Source organism: Pseudomonas sp. 44 R 15, from assembly GCF_900004965.1.
In the GTDB taxonomy this organism is placed as follows: domain Bacteria; phylum Pseudomonadota; class Gammaproteobacteria; order Pseudomonadales; family Pseudomonadaceae; genus Aquipseudomonas; species Aquipseudomonas orientalis_A.
The window spans coordinates 1-24,622 of sequence record NZ_CVTU01000053.1 but is presented as its reverse complement, the minus strand read 5'-3'; the positions used below and the strand labels follow the sequence as shown (position 1 = coordinate 24,622).

Annotated in this window: 22 protein-coding genes; 11 read left to right on the top strand and 11 right to left on the bottom strand. The window is 61.8% G+C overall.

From position 1 onward, the window contains the following. The first annotated feature begins 84 nt into the window (after positions 1-84). The 3 genes from dbpA to yccS all read left to right on the top strand — a co-directional run bounded on the left by dbpA (position 85) and on the right by yccS (position 5,180). Positions 85-1,422, top strand: coding sequence for an ATP-dependent RNA helicase DbpA (gene dbpA, locus BFP93_RS06055; RefSeq protein WP_240995367.1), 1,338 nt, complete (start codon positions 85-87; stop codon positions 1,420-1,422). A gap of 161 nt (positions 1,423-1,583) precedes the next feature. Beyond that, positions 1,584-2,762 (top strand): NAD(P)/FAD-dependent oxidoreductase, encoded by a 1,179-nt coding sequence (locus BFP93_RS06050; RefSeq protein ID WP_065892465.1) that lies wholly within the window; start codon positions 1,584-1,586, stop codon positions 2,760-2,762. 234 nt (positions 2,763-2,996) lie between these two features. Continuing rightward, the gene (gene yccS / locus BFP93_RS06045; protein ID WP_065892439.1) at positions 2,997-5,180 is read left to right on the top strand and encodes a YccS family putative transporter; all 2,184 of its coding nucleotides are present in this window, start codon (positions 2,997-2,999) and stop codon (positions 5,178-5,180) included. A gap of 95 nt (positions 5,181-5,275) precedes the next feature. Here yccS and BFP93_RS06040 read toward each other — a convergent pair whose 3' ends face one another. Beyond that, positions 5,276-6,013, bottom strand: a complete 738-nt coding sequence (locus BFP93_RS06040; RefSeq protein ID WP_065892438.1) for a substrate-binding periplasmic protein — start codon at positions 6,011-6,013, stop codon at positions 5,276-5,278. Between the two features lie 200 nt (positions 6,014-6,213). Between BFP93_RS06040 and BFP93_RS06035 the strand changes: the two genes are divergently transcribed. Then, positions 6,214-6,666: a GNAT family N-acetyltransferase gene (locus tag BFP93_RS06035; protein ID WP_065892437.1), complete on the top strand. Its 453-nt coding sequence runs from the start codon at positions 6,214-6,216 to the stop codon at positions 6,664-6,666. Positions 6,667-6,671: 5 nt separating this feature from the next. On the opposite strand, the gene BFP93_RS06030 is transcribed toward BFP93_RS06035, so the two are convergent. Genes BFP93_RS06030 through BFP93_RS06020 form a run of 3 tightly spaced genes read right to left on the bottom strand, consistent with a single transcriptional unit; the run spans position 6,672 to position 9,637 of the window. Beyond that, the gene (locus BFP93_RS06030; protein ID WP_065892436.1) at positions 6,672-6,971 is read right to left on the bottom strand and encodes a winged helix-turn-helix domain-containing protein; all 300 of its coding nucleotides are present in this window, start codon (positions 6,969-6,971) and stop codon (positions 6,672-6,674) included. A 2-nt stretch (positions 6,972-6,973) separates the two neighbouring features. Beyond that, positions 6,974-7,489 (bottom strand): M48 metallopeptidase family protein, encoded by a 516-nt coding sequence (locus BFP93_RS06025; protein WP_065885410.1) that lies wholly within the window; start codon positions 7,487-7,489, stop codon positions 6,974-6,976. Positions 7,490-7,531: 42 nt separating this feature from the next. Beyond that, a complete protein-coding gene (locus tag BFP93_RS06020) occupies positions 7,532-9,637 on the bottom strand; it encodes a putative bifunctional diguanylate cyclase/phosphodiesterase (RefSeq protein ID WP_065892435.1) in 2,106 nt (701 codons plus the stop codon). A 312-nt stretch (positions 9,638-9,949) separates the two neighbouring features. On the opposite strand from BFP93_RS06020, the gene BFP93_RS06015 reads away from it, so the two are divergent. Both BFP93_RS06015 and BFP93_RS06010 read left to right on the top strand, forming a co-directional pair. Continuing rightward, positions 9,950-10,615, top strand: coding sequence for a polysaccharide lyase family 7 protein (locus tag BFP93_RS06015; RefSeq protein WP_065885408.1), 666 nt, complete (start codon positions 9,950-9,952; stop codon positions 10,613-10,615). A 485-nt stretch (positions 10,616-11,100) separates the two neighbouring features. After that, entirely contained in the window at positions 11,101-11,394 is a 294-nt protein-coding gene (locus BFP93_RS06010; protein WP_065892434.1) for a fructose-bisphosphate aldolase, read from the top strand. Between the two features lie 62 nt (positions 11,395-11,456). On the opposite strand, the gene fba is transcribed toward BFP93_RS06010, so the two are convergent. From fba to tkt, 6 genes are all read right to left on the bottom strand, one after another. Next, positions 11,457-12,521 carry a class II fructose-bisphosphate aldolase gene (gene fba, locus BFP93_RS06005; protein ID WP_003177554.1) on the bottom strand — a complete coding sequence of 355 codons (1,065 nt, stop codon included), beginning with the start codon at positions 12,519-12,521 and terminating at the stop codon, positions 11,457-11,459. A 269-nt stretch (positions 12,522-12,790) separates the two neighbouring features. Then, positions 12,791-13,123, bottom strand: a complete 333-nt coding sequence (locus BFP93_RS06000) for an MliC family protein (protein WP_065892433.1) — start codon at positions 13,121-13,123, stop codon at positions 12,791-12,793. A gap of 60 nt (positions 13,124-13,183) precedes the next feature. Further along, the gene (locus tag BFP93_RS05995) at positions 13,184-13,411 is read right to left on the bottom strand and encodes a hypothetical protein (protein ID WP_065892432.1); all 228 of its coding nucleotides are present in this window, start codon (positions 13,409-13,411) and stop codon (positions 13,184-13,186) included. A gap of 31 nt (positions 13,412-13,442) precedes the next feature. After that, positions 13,443-14,606, bottom strand: a complete 1,164-nt coding sequence (locus tag BFP93_RS05990; protein ID WP_065892431.1) for a phosphoglycerate kinase — start codon at positions 14,604-14,606, stop codon at positions 13,443-13,445. 17 nt (positions 14,607-14,623) lie between these two features. Continuing rightward, the gene (gene epd, locus BFP93_RS05985) at positions 14,624-15,679 is read right to left on the bottom strand and encodes an erythrose-4-phosphate dehydrogenase (RefSeq protein WP_065885403.1); all 1,056 of its coding nucleotides are present in this window, start codon (positions 15,677-15,679) and stop codon (positions 14,624-14,626) included. Between the two features lie 166 nt (positions 15,680-15,845). Continuing rightward, the gene (gene tkt, locus BFP93_RS05980) at positions 15,846-17,843 is read right to left on the bottom strand and encodes a transketolase (protein ID WP_065892430.1); all 1,998 of its coding nucleotides are present in this window, start codon (positions 17,841-17,843) and stop codon (positions 15,846-15,848) included. Positions 17,844-18,102: 259 nt separating this feature from the next. Between tkt and BFP93_RS05975 the strand changes: the two genes are divergently transcribed. The 4 genes from BFP93_RS05975 to BFP93_RS05960 all read left to right on the top strand — a co-directional run bounded on the left by BFP93_RS05975 (position 18,103) and on the right by BFP93_RS05960 (position 22,678). Beyond that, entirely contained in the window at positions 18,103-19,098 is a 996-nt protein-coding gene (locus tag BFP93_RS05975; protein WP_065892429.1) for an ArsR/SmtB family transcription factor, read from the top strand. A gap of 19 nt (positions 19,099-19,117) precedes the next feature. Then, positions 19,118-20,308 carry a methionine adenosyltransferase gene (gene metK / locus BFP93_RS05970; RefSeq protein ID WP_065892428.1) on the top strand — a complete coding sequence of 397 codons (1,191 nt, stop codon included), beginning with the start codon at positions 19,118-19,120 and terminating at the stop codon, positions 20,306-20,308. A 272-nt stretch (positions 20,309-20,580) separates the two neighbouring features. Then, entirely contained in the window at positions 20,581-22,242 is a 1,662-nt protein-coding gene (gene ligB / locus BFP93_RS05965) for an NAD-dependent DNA ligase LigB (RefSeq protein ID WP_065892427.1), read from the top strand. Positions 22,243-22,282: 40 nt separating this feature from the next. Next, the gene (locus BFP93_RS05960; RefSeq protein ID WP_065892426.1) at positions 22,283-22,678 is read left to right on the top strand and encodes a DUF1090 domain-containing protein; all 396 of its coding nucleotides are present in this window, start codon (positions 22,283-22,285) and stop codon (positions 22,676-22,678) included. A 6-nt stretch (positions 22,679-22,684) separates the two neighbouring features. On the opposite strand, the gene BFP93_RS05955 is transcribed toward BFP93_RS05960, so the two are convergent. Next, entirely contained in the window at positions 22,685-23,134 is a 450-nt protein-coding gene (locus BFP93_RS05955) for a c-type cytochrome (protein WP_065892425.1), read from the bottom strand. 127 nt (positions 23,135-23,261) lie between these two features. Here BFP93_RS05955 and BFP93_RS05950 point away from each other — a divergent pair, with 127 nt between their 5' ends. Beyond that, on the top strand, positions 23,262-24,455 hold the full coding sequence (locus BFP93_RS05950; protein WP_065892424.1) for a murein transglycosylase A: 1,194 nt from the start codon (positions 23,262-23,264) through the stop codon (positions 24,453-24,455). The last annotated feature ends 167 nt before the right edge of the window (positions 24,456-24,622 follow it).

The following is a 24,622-nucleotide window of genomic DNA, read 5'->3' as shown; positions in this document are numbered from 1 at the left end:
ACACTGCGCGACATTTTGTTTTGCAGAGCCAGTCCCGTGACCACCATCGCCACCGCTTTTAATACTTTGCCCCTGTCCGCCGCCATGCTGGCTAACCTCGACTCGCTGGGTTATGTCGAGATGACGCAGATCCAGGCGCAGAGCTTGCCGGTGATCCTCAAGGGGCTGGACCTGATTGCCCAGGCCAAGACCGGCAGCGGCAAGACCGCCGCCTTCGGTATCGGCCTGCTGAACCCGATCAACCCGCGCTATTTCGGGTGCCAGGCCCTGGTGATGTGCCCGACCCGCGAGCTGGCCGACCAGGTGGCCAAGGAAATCCGTCGCCTGGCCCGCGCCGAAGACAACATCAAGGTGCTGACCCTGTGCGGCGGCGTGTCCCTCGGCCCGCAGATCGCCTCCCTTGAGCACGGCGCCCACGTGATCGTCGGCACCCCGGGCCGCATCCAGCAGCACCTGCGCAAAGGTTCGCTGGTACTGGACGGCTTGAACACGCTGATCCTCGACGAAGCCGACCGCATGCTCGACATGGGTTTCTACGACGCCATCGAAGACATCATCAGCAAGACCCCGGCACGCCGCCAGACCCTGCTGTTCTCGGCCACCTACCCGGTGAGCATCAAGCAACTGGCCTCCAAGTTCATGCGCGCGCCGCAGCAAGTGAAGGCCGAAGCGTTCCACTCCGACGATCAGATCGAACAGCGGTTCTACGAGATCTCGCCGGAAGAACGCATGGACGCCGTGACCAAGGTGCTGGCGCATTTCCGCCCGGCGTCGTGCGTGGCGTTCTGCTTTACCAAGCAGCAAGTGCAGGAAACCGTGGATCACCTGACGTCCAAGGGCATTTCCGCCGTCGGCCTGCACGGTGACCTGGAGCAACGCGACCGTGACCAGGTACTGGCCATGTTCGCCAACCGCAGCACCTCGGTGCTGGTGGCCACCGACGTCGCCGCCCGTGGCCTGGACATCGACTCGCTGGACATGGTGATCAACGTCGAACTGGCCCGCGACTCGGAAATCCACATTCACCGTGTTGGCCGTACCGGTCGCGCGGGAGAGACCGGCCTCGCCATCAGCCTGGTGGCGCCGTCCGAAGCGCACCGCGCCCAGGCCATCGAGCAACTGCAGAAGTCGCCGCTGAACTGGGATCAACTGGACAACCTCAAGCCGCAGAGCGGTGGCCCGCTGCTGCCGGTGATGAGCACGCTGTGCATCGCCGCCGGCCGCAAGGACAAGGTTCGCCCAGGCGACATCCTCGGCGCCCTGACGGGTGACGCCGGCATCCCCGGTGCCCAGGTCGGCAAAATTGCGATCTTTGACTTCCAGGCCTTCGTGGCCGTGGAACGCGGCATCGCCAAGCAGGCGCTGCAGCGCTTGAACGACGGCAAGATCAAAGGCCGTTCGTTGCGCGTGCGGATCCTGTAACACGACCGTTGATCCAATGAAGATCCAATGTGGGAGGGGGCTTGCCCCCGATGGCGGTGTGTCAGTCAGTCCATCTGTTACTGATACACCGCTATCGGGGGCAAGCCCCCTCCCACAGTTTTGATTACATTTCAGATGAATATTTGTATGAGGACATGGCTGTGCGCTCGACCGAAGTTGTGATCATTGGCGCCGGCGCCGCTGGCTTGATGTGCGCACTGACCGCCGCCGGGCGCGGGCGCAAGGTGATGCTGATCGACCATGCGAACAAGGCCGGCAAAAAGATCCTGATGTCCGGTGGTGGCCGCTGCAACTTCACTAATCTGTACACCGAGCCGGCCAACTTCCTCTCGCACAACGCGCACTTCTGCAAGTCGGCGCTGGCGCGCTACACCCAGTGGGATTTCATCGGCTTGGTGGCCAAGCACGGCGTGCCGTACCACGAAAAGAAACTCGGCCAGCTATTCTGCGACAACAAGTCCAGCGATATCCTCGGCATGCTGCTCGATGAATGCATCCAGACCGGCGTGAGCCTGCACCTGGACACCTCCGTCCAGCAAATCGCCAGACTCGACAGCGGCTATCAGTTGCACACCACCTTGGGCGAGCTGCACTGCGAGTCCCTGGTGATTGCCACCGGCGGCTTGTCGATACCGACCCTGGGCGCCACCGGTTTCGGCTATCAAGTGGCCAGACAGTTCGGCCATGAACTGCTGCCGACCCGCGCGGGATTGGTGCCGTTCACCATCACCGACCAGCTCAAGGACCTGTGCGGCGAGCTGTCCGGCACTTCGGTGGATTGCCTGGTCAGTTGCAACGGCCAGAGCTTTCGCGAGAACCTGCTGTTTACCCATCGCGGCCTGAGCGGGCCGGCGATTTTGCAGATTTCCTCCTACTGGGAGCCGGGTGACACCGTGGAGATCAATCTGCTGCCCGACCACGACGCCCACACGTGGCTGCAACAGCAACAGGCCGAGCGTCCCAACAGCGAGTTGAAGACACTGCTGGGCGAGATTTTCACTAAGAAGATGGCCAACCTGCTGGCGGACACCTGGTTCGCGTCCAAGCCGATGAAGCAGTACACCCATGCCGAAATCGCCGACATCGCCGAGAAGCTCGGCAACTGGCAACTGGTACCGGCGGGCACCGAGGGCTATCGCACGGCCGAGGTGACGCTGGGCGGGGTGGATACGCGGGAAGTGTCGTCCAAGACCATGGAATCCCTGAAAAGCCCCGGGCTGTACTTCATCGGTGAAGTGCTGGATGTGACCGGTCACCTGGGCGGGTTCAATTTCCAGTGGGCCTGGGCTTCGGGCTACGCAGCCGCGCAATATGCCTGAAGGGTGTACTCGGTCAAATGTGGGAGGGGGCTTGCCCCCGATGGCGGTGTATCAGTTTGCACATGCAGTGGCTGACACACTGCTATCGGGGGCAAGCCCCCTCCCACATTGACTGCATTCCACATTGAGAATGGGTGTGCGGGAATAATTTTCTGTTGGATGTGATCACCACCCTTGCCGTGGCGTCCTTGATAGCTCAATTTAGCGACAACGTCCCGGAAGACTCCAGACTTCATGTCATCGACCTCGTTCAAGCAGTCCCTGCGACGCCTGTGGGCACTGGATAAATTCAGCTACAGCATTCGGGTATTCATCGCCCTGACCGGCAGCATGGCGCTGTGCTGGTATCAGGATGAAATGACGCTGCTGATCCCGCTGTTCCTGGGGATTATCGCCAGCGCCCTGGCCGAGACCGATGACAGTTGGCAAGGCCGTCTCAACGCCCTGGCGGTGACGCTGGTGTGTTTCAGCATCGCCGCGCTGTCGGTGGAGCTGCTGTTTCCCTACCCCTGGATTTTCGCGGCCTCCCTGGCCCTGGCCACGTTCGGCCTGACCATGCTCGGCGCGCTCGGCGAACGCTATGGCGCGATTGCCTCGGCCACGTTGATCCTGTCGGTCTACACCATGATCGGCGTGGACCAGCGCGGCGGTGCCGTCAGTGATTTCTGGCACGAGCCGCTGCTGCTGGTGGCGGGCGCGGCCTGGTACGGCGTGCTGTCGGTGCTGTGGCAGGCGCTGTTTTCCAACCAGCCGGTGCAGCAGAGCCTGGCGCGGTTGTTCCGCGAGCTGGGACGTTACCTGAAGCTCAAATCTGCGTTGTTCGAGCCGATCCGCCAACTGGATGTGGAAGCACGCCGCCTGGAACTGGCCCAGCAGAATGGCCGCGTGGTCGCGGCGTTGAATGCGGCCAAGGAAATCATCCTGCACCGCGTCGGCAATGGCCGGCCGGGCTCGAAGGTCAGCCGCTACCTGAAGCTGTACTTTCTGGCCCAGGACATCCACGAGCGTGCCAGTTCGTCCCACTACCCGTATAACGCACTGGCCGACGCGTTCTTCCACAGCGACGTGTTGTTCCGCTGCCAACGCCTGCTGCGCCAGCAGGGCAAGGCCTGCCAGGCCCTGGCCGAGTCGATCCAACTGCGCCAGCCGTTCATTTATGACGACAGCTTCGCCGAAGCCCTGGGCGATTTGAATGCCTCCCTGGAACACCTGCGCATCCAGAGCAATCCAGCCTGGCGCGGTTTGCTGCGCTCGTTGCGCGCCTTGGCGGCGAACCTGTCGACCCTCGACCGCCTGCTCGGCGACGCAAGCAACCCCGACGCCCTGGCCGACGCCACCGACAGCAACCTGCTGGACCGTGCCCCACGCAACCTCAAGGAAATGTGGACGCGCCTGCGCACCCAGCTCACGCCCACCTCGCTGCTGTTTCGCCACGCCTTGCGCCTGTCCCTGGCATTGACCGTCGGCTACGCCACCCTGCATGCCATCCATGCCTCCCAGGGTTACTGGATCATCCTCACCACGCTGTTTGTTTGCCAACCGAACTACGGGGCGACGCGCCGCAAGCTCGGCCAGCGGATCATCGGCACCGCGATCGGCCTGACCGTGGCCTGGGCGCTGTTCGACCTGTTCCCAAACCCGGTGGTGCAGTCGATGTTCGCCATCGCCGCCGGCCTGGTGTTCTTTATCAACCGCACCACGCGCTACACCCTGGCCACGGCGGCGATCACCCTGATGGTGCTGTTCTGTTTCAACCAGGTGGGCGATGGCTACGGACTGTTCCTGCCACGCCTGTTCGATACCTTGCTCGGCAGCCTGATCGCGGGCCTGGCGGTGTTCCTGTTCCTGCCGGACTGGCAAGGCCGGCGCCTGAACAAGGTGCTGGCCAACACCCTGACCTGCAACAGCATTTACCTGCGCCAGATCATGCAGCAGTACGCCGCCGGCAAGAGCGACGACCTGGCTTACCGGCTGGCCCGTCGCAACGCGCACAACGCCGATGCGGCGCTGTCCACCACCCTGGCGAATATGCTGATGGAGCCTGGGCACTTTCGTAAGGAGGCCGACGTCGGCTTCCGCTTCCTGGTGCTCTCGCACACGCTGCTCAGCTATTTGTCGGGCCTTGGTGCGCACCGCGATACCCAACTGCCGGCCGACGTGCGCGAACAGTTGATCGCAGGCGCGGGCAACAGCCTGGCAGCGAGCATTGATGAGATCGCCACGGGGCTGGCGAACAAACAGCCGATTGCGATCCAGAGCGATGACGAGGAAGCACTGGCGACGCAGCTTGAGCAGATGCCGGATGAGATCGATGAGGGCCAGCGGCTGGTGCAGACGCAGTTGGCGTTGATTGGTCGGCAGTTGGGGCCGTTGCGTACGCTGGCGGCGCATCTGATCAAAGATACCCGCGCGGCTTAGGCCGCTATCGGGGGCAAGCCCCCTCCCACATTTGACGGTGTTCACAAATCAAAAGTGTGGGAGGGGGCTTGCCCCCGATGAGGCCTGCACAGACGCTACATCCCATGGGCCTTCATCAATTTCGCATAACTGCCATCCGCCTTCATCCTGGCGATCTCCCGGTCAAAGCCGGCAACGATCTGCGCATGCTCGGGGTTCTTCAGGCTGACCAGGATATGCAGGCTGTTCTCGCTCAGCGGCTCGCCCACGAACTCCACGGCGCTGCGCACCCTGGGCGACTCGCGCGCCAGGTAGTAGCGCGCCACGAACTCATCCTCCAGGGTCAGGCGCACACGTTTCGCCGCCAGCATCCGCACGGCCATGGCAAAGTTATGCACCGGCACTTTCTGTAGCAGCGCATCCTGGTCGAACGCCGCCGAATAGGCATAACCACGCACCACGGCGATGCTTTCGCCGTGCAACCGTTGCAGGTCTTGATAATCGACAGGGTCGTCGCGGCGCTTGATAAAGCGCACGCGGTTGACCAGATATTGCGCGGAAAACTCACCCAACTGCGTGCGCTCATCGTTGTACCAGGCGTTGATCAGCACATCGTAGCGCCCATCGCCTATGCCCTTGAGCGCGCGCGCCCAAGGCACCTGCTCAAAATCACTCGCGTACCCGGCCCGAGCCAGCGCGGTGCTGACAATATCCGTAGCCAGCCCGCCGTTGATCAGGGTGACATCGGTAAACGGCGGCCAACCGTCCGCCACCAGGCGCAAACGCTGCGCCAATACCGGTTGAGCCAGCAACAACACTGCAATCAAAGCAACGGCACGAGACAATCGCGGCATGCTTAAAATCCTTGGCGGGCAGGCGATGGCCTGATAACAGTAGCTCATCAATGAGCCTGCATTGGTTATTGCACAAAGAAGTCAGGTACGCATGCACTGAATGATGGCAAATTGACGCCATTCACAAAAACGACCGGCTTTGGACAGCAGCGCCAGTCGCACTTACTATCCCTGCCAAGCCTTTGACAAGAGCGCACCTCATGACGGTCGATTGGATCTGCAGACATCACGACGATCTGGGCAAGGAACAGCTGTACGCCACCCTGCGCCTGCGCGGCGAAGTGTTCGTGGTTGAGCAACAGTGTGTTTACCAGGACATCGACGGGCAGGACCTGTCCGGCGATACCCACCACCTGATGGCCTGGAAAGCGGATGAGCTGGTGGCCTACCTGCGGCTGCTCGACCCGGAGTCACAGGGCGGCGATGTGGTGATTGGCCGGGTGATCGTCGCGCCGTCGGCGCGGGGCACCGGGCTGGGGCATTTGATGATGGAAGAGACCCTCAAGCAGATCGAGGAGATCTGGCCCGAGACACCGATCTTCCTGTCCGCCCAGGCGCATTTGCAGGGGTATTACGGGCGGTATGGGTTTGTAGTGGAGGGTGAGGAATATCTGGAGGACGATATTCCACATATTGGTATGCGCCGGGCCTGAGGGCCTCATCGGGGGTAACCCAACACCCGCTTGACCGCCGCAAGATTGGCCTCGATCCACCCCCGATCAATCGCCCCCCACTCACGAATCCGATAACCCCCGGCGTGATTGCGCGCACCCTCTTCCTGCTCGAACTCACACACGATATCCAGGTCGGCCAACGCCGCAATCGTGTCCTGCGCCGTGCGCCGCGGCATACCGGTCACTTCAGTCAGCGCCGGGACGCTGCTGGCCAGCCCGCTGTCGATCAGGTACGCCACATACAAGCGACGGTAAAAGCTGCTCTTGGTCTTGCTCACATCCATGGTCAATCGCCTTGTAATTGGGGCTTGCCCTGCAAATCGCGCCAGGTCAGGTACACCCGCAGGTCGAATTCCACCTGATGGTAGCCCGGCATCATGTGTTCACAGAGTTTATAGAACGCCTTGTTGTGGTCCGATTCCTTGAAGTGCGCCAGTTCGTGCACCACGATCATGCGCAGAAACTCGGGGGCCGCCTCCTTGAACAGCGAGGCGATGCGGATCTCTTTCTTGGACTTGAGATTGCCGCCCTGCACCCGGGAAATCGTGGTGTGCAAACCCAGGGCGCGGTGGGTCAGGTCCAGGCGGTTATCGAACAGCACCTTGTCGATCGACGGTGCATTGCGCAGGTGTTCCTGCTTCAAGGCCAGGGCGTAGCTGTACAGGGCCTTGTCGCTCTGCACGGCGTGGCGCTCGGGGTAACGCTGCTCCAGGTAGGCGCCCAACTGGTCCTTGGCGATCAATTGGCGCACTTGTTCCTGAAGGGCGGCGGGATAGGCCTGAAGGTATTTCAACGCGGTCATGGGGGCTGCAATGTGATTCGGACGGCCGCCAGTGTAGCGAATTCACAGCGCGTGAGGGTGCGACCAACCGACGACGTCCTCGGCCATCAGCGGTGCCGCCGCCCAGGTGCCCTGGATCAATGAACACCCGTTGGCCTTGAGCCACTGCGCCTGTTCGAGGCTTTGCACGCCTTCGGCGATCACCAGCACCTCAAAATGCCCGCACAGCTCGATGATGCTGCGCGCCATTGCGGCATCCCGCGCGGAGCCTGGCAATCGGGCCACCAATTGCGGGTCAAGCTTGAGGGTGTCGAACGCCAGGTCGCGCAGATGGGCCAGGGAACAGCGACCCGCGCCAAAGTCATCCAGGGCGATACGCACCCCCAGCTCACGCAACAAGGTGAGCTGCTTGGTCGATTCCTCAAGGTTGCTCATCAGGCAGTCTTCACTGATTTCCACCTCCAGTTGCCGCCCCTGCAAACCGTGCCGTTCGAGGACCTGCCGCAGTTGGCCGACCAGGTTGGGCGTATTGAACTGACTGCTGCTCAGGCTCACGCTCAACACCAGCTCATCATCGAAAGACGCTTGCCAGACCTGGCGCTGGGCAGCGACCTGCTGGTAAATCCAGCTGCTCAACTGGCTGATCAGCCGCGCCTCTTCCAGCAGCGGCAGGAACAACCCCGGCGGCACGTCACCGACACTCGGGTGCTGCCAGCGCAGCAACGCCTCGACACCCCGCAAGCGCCCGTCCACCAGCGACACCTGGGGCTGGTACACCAGGACGAAATCCTTGTTTTGAATCGCGGTGCGCACACTGTCTTCAAGCATCAGGCGCGAGCGGGCTCGACCGTTCATTTCATGGTCGTAATAGCGATATTGCTGACGGCCGGCGCGCTTGGCTTCGTACATGGCGATGTCCGCCGCGCGCAGCAGGCCGCTCAGGTCCGAGCCGCAGTCCGGGAAGGTCGCGATACCGATGCTGACGCCGAGCATCACCTCCAAACCGTCGACCTGCTGGCACACCGACACCCGCTCGATCAGTTTTTCCGCAATCTTCGCCGCCTGCTCCGGGAATTCCAGCTCCAGCAATGCCGTGAACTCATCCCCGCCCATGCGCCCAAGAATGTCGTAGGAGCGCAGGCACGCCTGCATCTGCTCGGACACCCAGCGCAGCACGCGATCGCCGGCGTCGTGGCCCAGGGTGTCGTTGACGCGCTTGAAGCCATCCAGGTCCAGGTACAGCAGCACCAGCGACTGCTCATTGCGCTCGCTGCGCGACAACATGCTCTCCACCGTCTGGTGGAAGCCCCGACGATTGAGCAGCCCGGTCAACGGGTCGGTCACCGCCTGGAACTCCAACTGCTGGTGCAGGTGGCGTACCTCGGACATGTCCAGCACCGTCACCACCATTGCCTTCTGCTCTGCGGGCAAGGGTGCGCAGGACAACGCCACCGGCACCTGTTGACCGCGACTGGTGCGCAAAATAGCGTCGTGCAAGCGCCACGTTTCGCCTTTGCAATACGCCTCGTACATCGGGAACCCCAGCCAGGCCGGCACATGGGGCTTTTGCAGGAAACTCAGGAAACTCTCGCCCTGCAACTCGGCCATCGTGGCATTGAGCAGCCTGGAGATAGCCGGGTTGGCGTACTGGATCACGCTGCCCTCGCCCACCACCAGAATCCCTTCGGCGGCGTTGTCCAATACCGAGGCATTGAAGGCGCGGGCGGCCTCCAGGTCATGGCTCAACCGCTGCAGCTCACGGCGATTACGCTGATGTTCCAGCAGTGCCTGTACCTTGGGCTTGAGAATATGCGGGTCGAAGGGTTTGAACAGGTAGTCGATCGCACCGCTGGCGTAGCCCTGGAGCACCGCGTCGGGGGACTGGGCATTGGCCGAGAGAAAGATGATCGGCGTCATGCTCGTGCGCTGGCTGCCGCGCATCAGACGGGCCACCTCGAAGCCATCCATACCGGGCATCCGCACGTCCAGCAACACCAGGTCGACGTCATGCTCCAGCAGCAACTCCAGGGCCTGCAAACCGGAAGTCGCGGTAATCACTCGCCAGTCTTCACGCTGTAACACGGCACGCATGCTGACGAGATTTTCCGGGTAGTCATCGACCACCAGGAGAACTGAACTACCGTCGCCGAGGTTTGAAGCGCAATCCATGCTACGTCTCTTCCTTAAGGAACTGCACCGGTCACTTCGGGTACTCAAAACCGGACAAATAATGAGGCCTCACTCTAGCCCCGGGAATATAAAAGCAGAAGTAACGTCGGTGCCATCATCGCGCCAAACCCCGGGAAGCCGACTAACGGTAAGGCGCTACAGCCCGCGTACCATGGGCAACATGGCTTTTTGGCATTCCTCTGACGCCAATAAATCGCCAGCCAGCGTTTAACAAGTGGGTTAACACCACCTATAAAGAACCTGTGCAGCCCTCGGGCTAAAGCGTTCACCCCTCGTCAAAAGGCCAACACCATGATCGACCTTTCCACCTGGAACCTGAGCATTCCGGTCGGCTCCCCGCCCACGACCATCGAAACCCCGAAGCTGCTCAGCGGCTTCAATGACCAGTACTTCCAGGCCGAAGGCAGCGATGTGCAGTTCTGGACGCCCGTCACCGGCACCCGCACCGAAAACGCCATCTACCCGCGCAGCGAACTGCGCGAAACCTACGCCGACGGGCGCCTGCGCAACTGGACCTACCCCGAGGCCGACAACTTCCTGCGCGCCACGCTCACCGTCAACCAGGTGCCGTCCAGCGGCAAGGTCGTGATCGGCCAGATCCATGCCTATGACAGCCAGAAACCCCTGATCAAGCTGGAGTACCAATTCAAGGAAAAAACCCAGACCGGCAACATCGTCGCCAAAGTGCGCATGCGCCCGGATGAATCCGAAAGCAGGGTCATCACGGTCGCCTCCAACGTGCCCCTGGAGAAGAGCTTTACCTATGTGATCAACCTCAACAAGGCCGGATTGCTCAGCGTGAACGCGGCCGACAGCGAGTGGAATGATCGCATCGGCGCGGCCTGGGGCGACAAGCCGCTGTACTTCAAGGCGGGGGTGTATGTGCAGGACAACAGTGGGGACAGCAAGGAGGGGGCACGGGTGACGTTTGCCAAGTTGGATATTGATCACGAGTAAAACGGATCGGCCCAGCGTATGCAGGCAAGGTCCGATAAACCAAGGGACCGTTCCCAGGCCTTGAAGCCACTGCAGTCCACCTGTGGGAGGGGGCTTGACCCCGATAGCGGTGGGCCAGCCGCCGACTGTGCATGCTGACACTCCGCAATCGGGGGCAAGCCCCCTCCCACAGTTGTCCTGCCTGGCCTGAGAGGCCGGTGTTCGTCCTACAGTACCGTTGCGGCCAGACAGATGGCCGCTTATAGTTCGCTCCGTCGCTGGCATTGATCGGCGACAGGGTTTCGCAGCCCTACAGAGTTAATTCCGCATCCGTCAAAACAGCCCAGGCTCCCAGCCGAAGGTCGTCTTTGTTATGGCGGCTGTGCGTGGGAGACCTTCGGGTCTGCCGGGTCTTAACTCCTCGGTCTGCGAACCCGCGTACAGCTGCCACCCAATTTGTTTCGCAGCAAACGGTGGCTATTCTTCTTTCGAGTTAAGGATTTGCCATGAACAACCAACTTCCGCCCCGCCGTTTTTATCCCTGCACTGAGTCCGCGACCGATTCGCCCGTTCTCTTGATAGACAGCAACGCCCCACTGCTAGACCTCCACGCCTGCCTGCGCGAACGCCTCAACGCCGCCCTCGAACACCTCAACCTCATGGCCTGCTCCAGCCTGCCGGACTTCGCCGAGCGCGACCTGAACAACGCGGCCAATACCGCACGCATTCTGGTGCAGGATGTGAGTGATGTGTTTCGAGTGATTGAACAGCGTGGTTTCGATACGCCCCACGCCGCCTGATCAAACCCAAGGCAAAAAAAAGCCCGCATCGCTGCGGGCTTCCTTAGTTAAACGCTTAAGACTCAGTTCACCTTAGCGTTCAACTCACCCTTCAAATACCGCTGATACATAGCCTCCAAAGAAATCGGCTTGATCTTCGAAGCATTACCGGCGGTACCAAATGCTTCATAACGCGCGATACACACATCACGCATCGCGGTCACGGTCGCACCGAAGAATTTACGCGGGTCGAATTCGCTCGGGTTGGTGGCCATGAGGCGACGCATCGCACCGGTGGAGGCCAGGCGCAGGTCGGTGTCGATGTTGACCTTGCGCACGCCGTACTTGATGCCTTCGACGATTTCTTCAACCGGTACGCCGTAGGTTTCCTTGATGTCGCCGCCGTACTGGTTGATGATCGCCAGCCACTCTTGCGGTACCGAGGAAGAGCCGTGCATCACCAGGTGGGTGTTGGGGATGCGTTTGTGGATTTCCTTGATACGATCAATCGCCAGCACGTCGCCGGTAGGCGGCTTGGTGAACTTGTAGGCGCCGTGGCTGGTGCCGATGGCGATGGCCAGGGCGTCGACCTGGGTCTTCTTGACGAAGTCCGCAGCCTCTTCCGGATCGGTCAGCATCTGGCTGTGGTCGAGCACGCCTTCGGCGCCGATGCCGTCTTCTTCACCGGCCATGCCGGTTTCCAGGGAGCCCAGGCAGCCCAGTTCGCCTTCCACCGACACGCCGCAGGCGTGAGCCATGGCCACGGTTTGCTGGGTCACGCGTACGTTGTATTCGTAATCGGTCGGGGTCTTGCCGTCTTCGCCCAGGGAGCCGTCCATCATCACCGAGCTGAAGCCCAGTTGGATGGAGCGCTGGCACACGTCAGGGCTGGTGCCGTGGTCCTGGTGCATGCACACCGGGATATGCGGGAATTCTTCGATGGCGGCAAGGATCAGGTGGCGCAGGAACGGCGCGCCGGCGTATTTGCGGGCACCGGCCGAAGCCTGGACGATCACGGGGGAGTCGGTCTTGTCAGCGGCTTCCATGATGGCGCGCATCTGCTCAAGGTTGTTGACGTTAAAGGCTGGGACGCCGTAGCCGAACTCGGCTGCGTGGTCCAGCATTTGACGCATGCTGATAAGTGCCATTGTGTTGTCTCTCCCGATCGAGGGTCGTTAATCGTGCAAGCCTGCCGTAGCGGCGGCTGCTATTCAAGTTATTGCAGATCAAGGGGTTGAGCTTGAGCTGCTGAATCGTTATTGCTGGTGTAGCCGACTCAAATTCCAAGTTGAAACCGAATCAATGTGGGAGGGGGCTTGCTCCCGATAGCGGTCAGCCTGACACCCAAGTGCTGGCTGACACGCCGCAATCGGGGGCAAGCCCCCTCCCACATTTGGATCTCATCTCATGACAGATCTCAGTTGGCCTTGCAGCCGCGCCCAATCAAATCATCCGTGGCCACCCAATACACCAGGCCTTCCTCACCCTTGGTGTGAAAGGCCAGCTGGCCGTCGCTGTACAGCGCGCCCGATGCCGCCACGTCCTGCTTGAGGCGGTAGACCTGGTCCGAACCACCGAGACGTACATCCACCTCGCTGCGGTCCTGATTGACAAAGCGCCAGTTGACCTCGGCCTTGCTGTCGCAGGTCCAGGTGGTCCACTTGTCTGCAGGCTCTGCCTTGTCGAACATGCTCATGCTGCTGCAACCGGCCAACAAGGCCAGGGTTGCCAGGGCGAAAACGCCTTTCATTGCCAATCCTCGCAGGGCGACCAGGGGCCGCCGTTGCTGTGGGTTAGTGGATCAGACCCGTCATGGGCAACCCTGTTCCTGACCGTTGGGCGCGGAGTCGTATTTCTCCAGCCGTTCGTTGCCGATGCGCTTGTTGATCACCGGCATGGTCTCGGCTTGCCAGTCAGCCTGGTAGCAGCTTTTTTTAAGCGGTGCCGAGGCCTTTTCCGCCTCGGGCGCCGCACTCGGCGTGCTGCCGCAGCCGGCCAACAGGCCCGCTGTGATCACCAGTGCCAACGACTTGATCATGGGAACGCTCCTTTTCCTGATCACGCGCGCCTTAACCCTTGGCCCGGGTTTCCAGCACTTCCACGGCCGGCAGTACCTTGCCCTCGACGAATTCAAGGAACGCACCGCCACCGGTAGAAATGTAGGAGATCTGATCAGCAACGCCATATTTATCGATGGCCGCCAGGGTGTCACCGCCGCCGGCGATGGAAAATGCGGAGCTTTCAGCAATGGCTTTGGCCAATACTTTGGTGCCATTGCCGAATTGGTCGAATTCGAAGACGCCGACCGGGCCATTCCACAGGATGGTCTGGGAAGCTTTCAACAGTTCAGCGAAGTTGGCTGCGGTTTGCGGGCCGATGTCCAGGATCATGTCGTCGTCGGCCACGTCAGCGATCAGCTTGACGGTCGCTTCGGCGCTTTCAGCGAATTCCTTGGCGACCACCACGTCCACCGGCATCGGCACGCTGACTTTGGCGGCGATGGCGCGGGCGGTGTCCAGCAGGTCCGGCTCGTACAGGGACTTGCCCACCGGGTGACCCGCTGCAGCCAGGAAGGTGTTGGCGATGCCGCCGCCGACGATCAACTGGTTGCAGATCTGGCTGAGGCTGTTGAGCACGTCCAGCTTGGTGGAGACCTTGGAACCCGCGACGATGGCGGCCATCGGTTGTGCCGGAGCGCCCAGGGCCTTGCCCAACGCATCCAGCTCAGCCGCCAGCAGCGGGCCGGCCGCCGCGACCTTGGCGAACTTGGCCACGCCGTGGGTCGAACCTTCGGCGCGGTGGGCGGTGCCAAAGGCGTCCATCACGAACACGTCGCACAATGCTGCGTACTGCTGGGCCAGTTCGTCGCTGTTCTTTTTCTCGCCCTTGTTGAAGCGCACGTTTTCGAACAGCACGATGTCGCCGGCTTTCACGTCCACGCCACCCAGGTAATCTGCGACCAACGGCACGTCACGGCCCAGGGCCTTGCTCAGGTACTCGGCGACCGGCTTGAGGCTGTTTTCGGCGGAAAACTCGCCTTCGGTCGGGCGGCCCAGGTGGGAGCAGACCATCACGGCCGCGCCTTTTTCCAGGGCCAGCTTGATGGTCGGCAGCGAGGCCAGGATTCGCGCATCGCTGGTGACAACACCGTCCTTGACTGGGACGTTGAGGTCTTCGCGAATCAGTACGCGCTTACCTTGCAGATCGAGGTCGGTCATCTTCAACACGGTCATGGGTCGCAGTTCCTGAGTTACTGTTGAGGTTGTTTAGCGGCGATGTGCAGATAGTGTTCTGCCACATCAAGCATGCGGTTGGCAAAGCCCCATTCGTTGTCGAACCAGGCCAGGATGTTCACCAGCCTCGGGCCGGAAACGCGGGTCTGGCTGGCATCGACAATGGCCGAATGCGGGTCATGGTTGAAATCACAACTGGCGTGCGGCAACTCGGTGTAAGCCAGCAGGCCTTTGAGCGGGCCGCGGGTGGCGGCGTCGCGCAGGATCCGGTTGACCTCCGTCGCATCGGTGTCGCTGACGGTTTGCAGGGTGATGTCCAGGCAAGACACATTCACCGTCGGCACCCGTACGGCTTTGGCCTGGATTCGTCCGGCAAGTTCCGGCAACAGTCGCTCGATGCCGCGGGCCAAGCCGGTGGACACCGGAATCACCGACTGGAATGCCGAGCGCGTGCGGCGCAGGTCTTCATGATGATAGGCGTCGATCACCGGCTGGTCGTTCATTGCCGAGTGAATCGTGGTGATCGACACGTAATCGATGCCGATCGCCTGATCCAGCAGGCGCAACAACGGCACGCTGCAGTTGGTGGTGCACGACGCATTGGACACCAGCAGCTCAGCGCCGGTCAGGCAATCCTGGTTGATGCCGTAGACGATGGTGGCGTCGACATCGGCCTCGCTGGCCATCGGCTGGGAAAACAGCACGCGCGGTGCGCCGGCGTCGAGAAAACGCTGGCCGTCGGCACGGGTGTTATAGACACCGGAACACTCCAGCACCAGGTCGACGCCCAGTGCTTTCCAGTCGATGCCTTCAGGGGTGGCGCTGCGCAAGACCTGCACGCAGCTGCCATTAATATGCAGACAATCACCTTCGATCCGCACTTCGCCGGGGAAACGGCCGTGGGTGGAGTCAAAGCGTGTCAGGTATTCGATGCTGGCCATGTCGGCCAGATCGTTGATCGCGACAATTTCAAACCCGGCCGCCGCCCCTCGCTCGAACAGCGCACGCAAGACGCAACGACCAATGCGGCCGTAGCCGTTGAGTGCAACTTTGTAGGGACGCGGTTGGGGCATGGGGTTCTCGCATTGTGGGCGACACAAACTGTAGGAGCGAGCTTGCTCGCGAAGAACTTGAGAGCGCCGCGTTAAACCAGAAACGCTGCGTTATCGTTGACGATCTTCGCGAGCAAGCTCGCTCCTACAGTAGAGGCGGTGGCCAGTGGGCCACCGCGTTAGCGCCTTAGTCTTCCAGCAGTTCTTCAGCCTGACCCAGAATGTTTTCCAGGGTGAAACCGAACTCTTCGAACAACGCTGGCGCCGGCGCCGACTCACCGTAGGTGGTCATGCCGATCACGCGGCCTTCCAGGCCCACGTACTTGTACCAGTAGTCAGCGTGGGCCGCTTCGACAGCGATACGCGCGCTGACCTGCAACGGCAGTACCGATTGCTTGTAGCCGGCGTCCTGGGCTTCGAACACGCTGGTGCAAGGCATGGACACAACGCGAACGTTGCGGCCCTGCGCAGTCAGCTTGTCGTAGGCCTGGACGGTCAGGCCCACTTCGGAACCGGTGGAGATCAGGATCAGTTCCGGCTCGCCGATGCAGTCCTTGAGCACATAACCACCACGGCTGATATCGGCGATCTGCGCGTCGGTCCGCACCTGGTGCTGCAGGTTCTGACGCGAGAAGATCAGCGCCGAAGGGCCGTCCTTGCGCTCGATGGCGTGCTTCCAGGCCACGGCGGATTCCACCGCGTCGGCGGGGCGCCAGCAATCCAGGTTCGGCGTGGTGCGCAGGCTGGTCAGTTGCTCGACCGGCTGGTGCGTCGGGCCGTCTTCACCCAGGCCGATGGAGTCGTGGGTGTACACATGGATCACACGCTTCTTCATCAGCGCGGCCATGCGTACGGCGTTACGCGCGTATTCCATGAACATCAGGAAGGTCGCGCCGTAAGGCACCAGGCCACCGTGCAGGGACACGCCGTTCATGATGGCGCTCATGCCGAACTCACGCACGCCGTAGTACATGTAGTTACCGCTGGCGTCTTCAGCCGACACGCCTTTGCAGCCTTTCCACAGGGTCAGGTTGGAGCCGGCCAGGTCGGCCGAACCGCCGAGGAACTCCGGCAGCAACGGACCGAAGGCGTTCAGGGTGTTCTGGCTGGCTTTACGGCTGGCGATGGTCTCGCCCTTGGCCGCGACTTCGGCGATGTAGGCCGAGGCTTTTTCCGAGAAGTCGGCAGGCAGGTCACCGGCCAGGCGGCGTACCAGTTCATTGGCCAGCTCCGGGAATTCGGCGGAGTAGGCAGCGAAACGCTGGTCCCACTCGGCTTCGGCGGCCAGGCCTTTTTCCTTGGCATCCCATTCGGCGTAGATATCGGCCGGGATTTCAAACGGGCCGTGGGTCCACTTCAGCGCTTCACGGGTCAGGGCGATTTCCGCGTCACCCAGTGGGGCGCCGTGGCAGTCTTCCTTGCCTTGCTTGTTCGGCGAACCGAAACCGATGGTGGTCTTGCAGCAGATCAGGGTCGGCTGCGCGCTCTTGCGGGCGGTGTCGATGGCGATCTTGATTTCTTCCGGATCGTGACCGTCGACGTTGCGGATTACCTGCCAGTTGTAGGCTTCGAAACGCTTGGGGGTGTCATCGGTGAACCAGCCTTCGACTTCGCCGTCGATGGAGATGCCGTTGTCATCGTAGAAGGCAATCAGCTTGCCCAGGCCCAGCGTGCCGGCCAGGGAGGCGACTTCGTGGGAAATGCCTTCCATCATGCAGCCATCACCCAGGAACACATAGGTGTGGTGGTCGACGATGTCATGGCCGGGGCGGTTGAACTGCGCGCCCAGGACTTTTTCCGCCAGCGCGAAGCCGACAGCGTTGGCCAGGCCCTGGCCCAGGGGACCGGTGGTGGTCTCGACGCCTGGGGTGTAGCCGAATTCCGGGTGGCCGGGGGTGCGGCTGTGCAGTTGACGGAAGCTTTTCAAGTCGTCGATGGTGACGTCATAGCCGGTCAGGTGCAGCAGCGAATAGATCAACATCGAGCCGTGGCCGTTGGACAGCACGAAGCGGTCGCGGTCGGCGAACGACGGGTTGCTCGGGTTGTGTTTCAGGTAGTCACGCCAAAGTACCTCGGCGATATCCGCCATGCCCATCGGGGCACCGGGATGGCCGCTGTTGGCTTTTTGCACGGCATCCATGCTGAGGGCACGAATGGCGTTGGCACGCTCACGACGGCTGGGCATCGCTGATCTCCTGGGGGCTTGAATAAGGAAACGGAAAAAAGGACCGGCATTTTCCCTCAGCCACCGCCTGCGGGCAATGACAGATAGTCACTTGAGCAGGTTTTTCCCGCGGTTTGCGCGCCGATCCCTTGCACAATTGCGCTGCGGGTTCGTCTAAAGGCAATAGCGGCTGCTTATAACCGCCACTTATCGATCAATATCAAAACTTTTTGATATTGACCTTGCGGCAAGTACCACCCGTCTCTAGACTGCTGGCCTTATGAACCTACCCGTGCCCTCCCTGCTTCCCGCCGACAGCGATGAACTGGCAGCTCTTTGCAAGGCTGCGGGTGATCCGTTGCGCTTGAACGTATTGCGCGCACTGGCCAATGATTCATTCGGGGTACTGGAACTGGCGCAGATCTTCGCCATCGGCCAGTCCGGCATGAGCCATCATTTGAAGGTACTGGCCCAGGCCGACCTGGTGGCCACTCGCCGCGAAGGCAATGCGATTTTTTACCGCCGCGCCCTGCCCCACACCGAGTTGCTCGGCGGCAAATTGCACGCGGCGCTGCTCGAAGAAGTCGACAACCTGGGCCTGCCCGGCGCTGTGCAAGCGCGGATCGCCCAGGTGCATGGGCAACGTGCTGCCGCCAGCCAGGACTTTTTCTCCCGGGTCGCCGACAAGTTTCGTGCCCAGCAGGACCTGATCGCCGGCTTGCCCCAGTACCGCGAAAGCGTACTGGCGCTGTTGGACAAGCTGAGCTTCAGTGATAAGGCCACGGCCTTGGAAGTGGGCCCTGGCGACGGCGGTTTTCTGCCGGACCTGGCGCGACGCTTCGGGCAGGTGACGGCACTGGACAACAGCCCGGCGATGCTCGAACTGGCCCGCCAGTTGTGTGAGCGCGAAGCGTTGGCCAATGTCAGCCTGCAACTGGCCGACGCCTTGAGTGACACTAGCCTGCAGGCCGATTGCGTGGTGCTGAACATGGTCTTGCACCATTTCGCCGCCCCGGCCGATGCGCTCAGGCAAATGGCCGGGCTGTTGCACCCCGGCGGTAGCCTGCTGGTGACGGATTTATGCAGCCACAACCAGAATTGGGCCAAGGAGGCCTGCGGTGATCTCTGGCTGGGTTTTGAACAGGACGATCTGGCCCGTTGGGCCACCGCTGCGGGACTCGTTCCCGGGGAAAGCCTCTATGTAGGTTTACGTAATGGTTTCCAGATTCAGGTCCGCCATTTTCAGCGACCGGCTGGCGACACTCACCATCGGTAAATATCAGGAAAACATCGAGATGAGCGAATACTCCCTTTTCACCTCCGAGTCCGTGTCTGAAGGGCATCCGGACAAAATCGCCGACCAGATTTCTGACGCGGTGCTGGACGCCATCATTGCTGAAGACAAGTTCGCCCGTGTGGCGTGCGAGACTCTGGTGAAAACGGGCGTGGCGATCATCGCCGGCGAAGTCACCACCACGGCCTGGGTCGATCTGGAACAGATCGTGCGCGACGTGATCACCGACATCGGCTACACCAGCTCCGACGTGGGCTTTGACGGCGCGACCTGCGGCGTGATGAACATCATCGGCAAGCAGTCCCCCGACATCAACCAGGGCGTCGACCGCGCCAAGCCTGAAGATCAGGGCGCCGGCGACCAGGGCCTGATGTTCGGCTACGCCAGCAATGAAACCGACGTGCTGATGCCTGCGCCTATCACCTTCTCCCACCAGTTGGTGCAGCGCCAGGCCGAAGCGCGCAAATCCGGGCTGTTGCCATGGCTGCGCCCGGACGCCAAGTCCCAGGTCACCTGCCGCTACGACGGCGGCAAAGTGGTCGGTATCGACGCCGTCGTACTGTCCACCCAGCACAACCCGGACGTTTCCTACAAAGACCTGCGCGAAGGCGTGATGGAGCTGATCGTCAAGCACGTGCTGCCGGCCGAACTGCTCACCAAGGACACCCAGTTCCATATCAACCCGACCGGCCAGTTCATCATCGGTGGCCCGGTAGGCGACTGCGGCCTGACCGGTCGCAAGATCATCGTCGACAGCTACGGCGGCATGGCCCGCCACGGCGGTGGTGCATTTTCGGGCAAAGACCCGTCCAAGGTTGACCGTTCCGCCGCCTACGCCGGTCGCTACGTGGCCAAGAACATCGTCGCCGCAGGCCTGGCCGAGCGTTGCGAGATCCAGGTGTCCTACGCCATTGGCGTAGCCCAGCCGACGTCCATCTCGCTGAATACCTTCGGTACCGGCAAGATCAGCGATGACAAGATCGTCAAGTTGGTGCGTGAGATTTTCGACCTGCGCCCTTACGCGATCACCACCATGCTCGACCTGCTGCACCCGATGTACAAGGAAACCGCAGCCTACGGCCACTTCGGCCGTACCCCTGCGCAGAAAACGGTCGGCGACGACACCTTCACCACCTTCACCTGGGAAAAAACCGACCGCGCCAACGACCTGCGGACCGCTGCCGGCCTGTAATCGCTCGCGGCCGCCAAAGCCCCGCCGGGTTCGCCCGGCGGGGCTTTTTTGTTTCTCAAAGGTTGCAACAAAATCGTTGAAACCACGGCCGAAGTCGACGCGGGCCAGCAAAAGCGCGGAGCCGAGACGGATAACAACGACGCGCCGCACGCGTGGGGCGGCCTGTTCACCCAAGCAGAAACACCCGGTAAAAAGCCCCGCTCGGTCGGGGCTTTTTTGTGGCCGTGCCGATCACTTAGGCTGAGCACCCTTTTCGAGCAAGGATGCTCACGATGCGTCTGTTGATGATTTTCCTGATCAGCTTTCTAGCGTGCCGGGCCTGGGCCGAAGACTGCCCCGATGATGTCCGAGCGCAAATCGACACGTTGGCCAGGCAGGTCAGCCAATGGGATGACGCCTACCACCGACAGGGTCAATCTCCCGTCAGCGATGAACTGTACGACCAGGCCCGGCGTCGCCTGGCCCATTGGCGCAAATGCGCGCTGCAACCCACACCCAGGGCTGACAACCCGCTGGCAAGCGCTCGTGGCACAGTCCGCCATCCGGTCGCCCATACCGGGCTGGAGAAGCTGTTGGACGCATCCGAAGTGGGTGATTGGCTCAGCACCCGACAGGAGGTCTGGATTCAACCCAAGGTCGACGGCGTCGCCGTGACCCTGGTGTATCGCAAAGGCCGATTGCACCAACTCATCAGCCGCGGCGACGGCCTGCTCGGTCACGATTGGTCCGCTGGCGCACGCAGAATCCCGGGTATCGTCCAGCAACTGTCGGAGCCGGTCGATGCGGTACTGCAAGGCGAGCTCTACTGGCGCCTCGACGGCCACGTACAGTCCGCACAGGGCGGGCTCAACGCGCGCAGTAAAGTGGCTGGCTTGATGAACCGACGGCAATTGAGCGACACCGAGGCAGGCGGGATCGGGCTGTTCGTGTGGGCCTGGCCCGAGGGCCCGGCCAGCTTCACCGAGCGCCTGGCCACGCTGGCGCGGTGGGGGTTTACCGACAGCCAGCGGTATAGCCAGTCCATCGCCAGCATCAGCGATGCCGCGCGTTGGCGTCTGCATTGGTACAACCATCCGCTGCCGTTCGCCAGCGATGGCGTGGTGTTGCATCAGGCGGCGCGCGCGCCGGCCAAACGCTGGAAAGCCAGCGCACCCTACTGGGCCGTGGCCTGGAAGTACCCGGTGAGCAAGGCGTTGGCGCTGGTGCGCAAGGTGCAGTTCAGGATCGGGCGTACCGGGCGTATCACACCGATTCTCGAACTGGACCCCGTGTGGCTGGATGATCGGCAAATCAGGCGGGTCAGCGCAGGCTCGCTGAAAAACTGGCAAAACCTGGACATCCGTCCCGGCGACCAGGTGTCCATCAGCCTGGCCGGCCAGGTCATTCCCCGGCTCGATGAGGTGGTCCTGCGCAACAAGACCCGGGTGGAAGTGCCGGTGCCCGATACTCGCGACTTTCATGCCTTGAGTTGTTGGCAACTGGACCCTGGTTGCGAGGAGCAACTGCTCTCGCGCCTCACCTGGCTGAGCAGCAACCAGGGCCTGGCCTTGCCCCATATGGGGCGTGAGACCTGGAACGTATTGATCCAGGCCGGTCTAATCGCAGGCTTTCTCGATTGGTTGACCCTGGATGCGGCAGAGCTTGCTAACATTGATGGCTTCGGCGAACGCACCCGTACGCGGGTGCTCGACAGTATTCACAGCGCCCGCAAACGGCCTTTTGCACAATGGCTCAAAGCATTGGGGGTGCCGCCCGCGGCGCGCAACAACCTGCAGGGCGACTGGCATACGCTGGTCGCCAAAGACACCCAAGCCTGGCTGGCCTCTGACGGCATCGGCCCGGGACGCGCAGCGCAACTGAGCGCTTTTTTCCGCGACCCGCAGGTACAGGCATTGGCTGAAATATTACATGGCGCCGGCATAGACGGTTTTTGAAACCGGCCCGGCCCTCTGATTGCTACCTTGGAGCCCTTATATGAAATTTCTTGCCCCTCTTGCGTTACTCACCTTTGCAAGCTTCACGACCACGCCGCTGCTGGCCGCCGACGAAGCCCCCCAACTGACAGGCTGCGCCGCCAAGCGCCAAGCCATCAGTACCCAGATCGAACAGGCCAAGGCCCATGGCAACAGCGCCCAACAGGCCGGGCTGGAAAAAGCCCTGAGCGAGGTCACCGCCAACTGCACTGACGCATCGCTGAAGAAAGAGCGCGAAAACAAGGTGCTCGATGCCAAGCACGAAGTCAGCCGCCGTCAAGCCGACCTCGACAAGGCCATGAAAAAAGGCGATGCGGACAAGATCAACAAGCGCAAGGACAAGCTCGCCGAATCGCGCAAAGAGTTGCAGGATGCGGTGGAAGAACTCGACCAGTAAAACCGGTCAATGGTCCCGGAACTGCTTATGGCAAGCGCTGCAGGCATCTTCGACTTTCTGCACCGCAGGTTGAAGGCTGCCGGCCTTATAGGGCTGGACGCGGCTTGCGGTCACCAATTCACCGGTGGCCGCTTCAAGGTCGCGAGCCAGTTGCTGGAATTGCGCCTGCTTTTGCCACACTTCGTCCCTGGCACTGGTGTGGTCGTCTTCACGTACGCTCGGGAAGTGCTGCCAGGGTTCATGGGCCAACACGTCCAGCTTGACCGCGCCGTCGGCAAACCGGGCGCCGTCGAACGGGATACGCCCGCGCAACATGCCACCCAGGTCTTCGCTGGTCTTGAGCATCTGCTTGAAGATCGCCTTGCGCTGGCCCAGGGGCGAATTGGGGTCAACACCGCCGCAGGCGGACAAGGCCAGGCAGGCCAGCACTACAACCGTCATATGTTTAAAAGTCATGGTGGCTCAGGGTCACGGGAAACGGCGGCCAGTATCCCCGCCTCGTCCGCAAAGACCAATAGCCCTATTAATAATAAGGGTTGCCCAACGCGATAAAGCCCGGGCAATCGCTTCAGGAATTACGTACATGAATGACAATTGGAAACTCTGGAGCCGCCTGGTGTGGGCTCTGCCGATGATCGCGCTGCTGGCCGGCTGCGACCTGGGCAAGGACGCGGGCAAAGAGCCCGCCAAAGAAGAAGCCGCCAAACCCCATGCCGTCGCCACTTACGTGAGCGCGCCGTGGGAGGCGCTGCCGTCTGTTTCCGACAGCGATCTGCTGGCGGGTTTCGAATCCTGGCGCAGTGCCTGCCAGCGCCTCAAGGCCGACCCGGTCTGGGGGGCGACTTGCGCAGCCGCAGCCGGCGTGCCGGGCGATGCCGTGACGGTTCGCGGGTTCCTCAAGGAGCGCCTGGATGTATTTGGCCTGCGTTCAGCCGACAACACGCCGAACGGCCTGATCACCGGCTACTACGAGCCGGTCTACCCCGGCAGCCTCACCGAAACCGCCACCGCCCATGTGCCGGTGTATGGCGTGCCGGACGACCTGATTATCGTCAACCTGGAAGCAATCTACCCGGAACTCAAGGGCAAACGCCTGCGCGGTCGCCTGGAGGGCCGCGTGCTCAAGCCATATGACGATGCCGGCACCCTCAACGGCCAAGGCTCGAGCGCCAAGCCGATCGCCTGGCTGACCGACCCGATGGACCTGCAGTTCCTGCAGATCCAGGGCTCCGGGCGTATTCAACTGGCCGATGGTCGTCAACTGCGCGTGGGTTATGCCGACCAGAACGGCTATCCCTATCGCCCTATCGGTCGCTGGCTGGTCGAGCAGGGCGAGCTGAAAAAGGAAGACGTGAGCATGGCCGCCATCAGCGCCTGGGCCAAGGCGCACCCGCAACGCATCCCCGAACTGCTGGCGAGCAACCCCAGCTACGTGTTCTTCAGCGCCCGCCCCGACAGCAATGAAGGGCCGCGCGGCTCGCTGAACGTGCCCTTGACGGCGGGATACAGCGTAGCGGTTGACCGCAAGGTGATTCCGCTGGGGAGCCTGTTGTGGCTGTCCACCACCAAACCCGACGGCTCACCGATCGCCAGACCCGTCGCAGCCCAAGACACCGGCGGCGCCATTACCGGAGAAGTACGCGCAGATTTGTTCTGGGGCACAGGCGAAGCAGCAGGCGAGTTGGCGGGGAACATGAAGCAGCAGGGACAGATCTGGATGCTATGGCCCAAGGGTACGCCGCTGCCGCACGTGCCGGATGCCCCCGCGGGCACCTGACAGCCATAGGTATCGACACAACGCGGTAGCACCCAACGCTAACCACGATGCGAAGCGAGTCGCCCTTGATCTGGCTTTTGATCTTGATCTTAGGCGCCCCGTTAAACCACGCTGGCCGAACGCAGGCTTGAATCCGTGGGCAACCCGGCAGGACGCCGGGTTAGCCG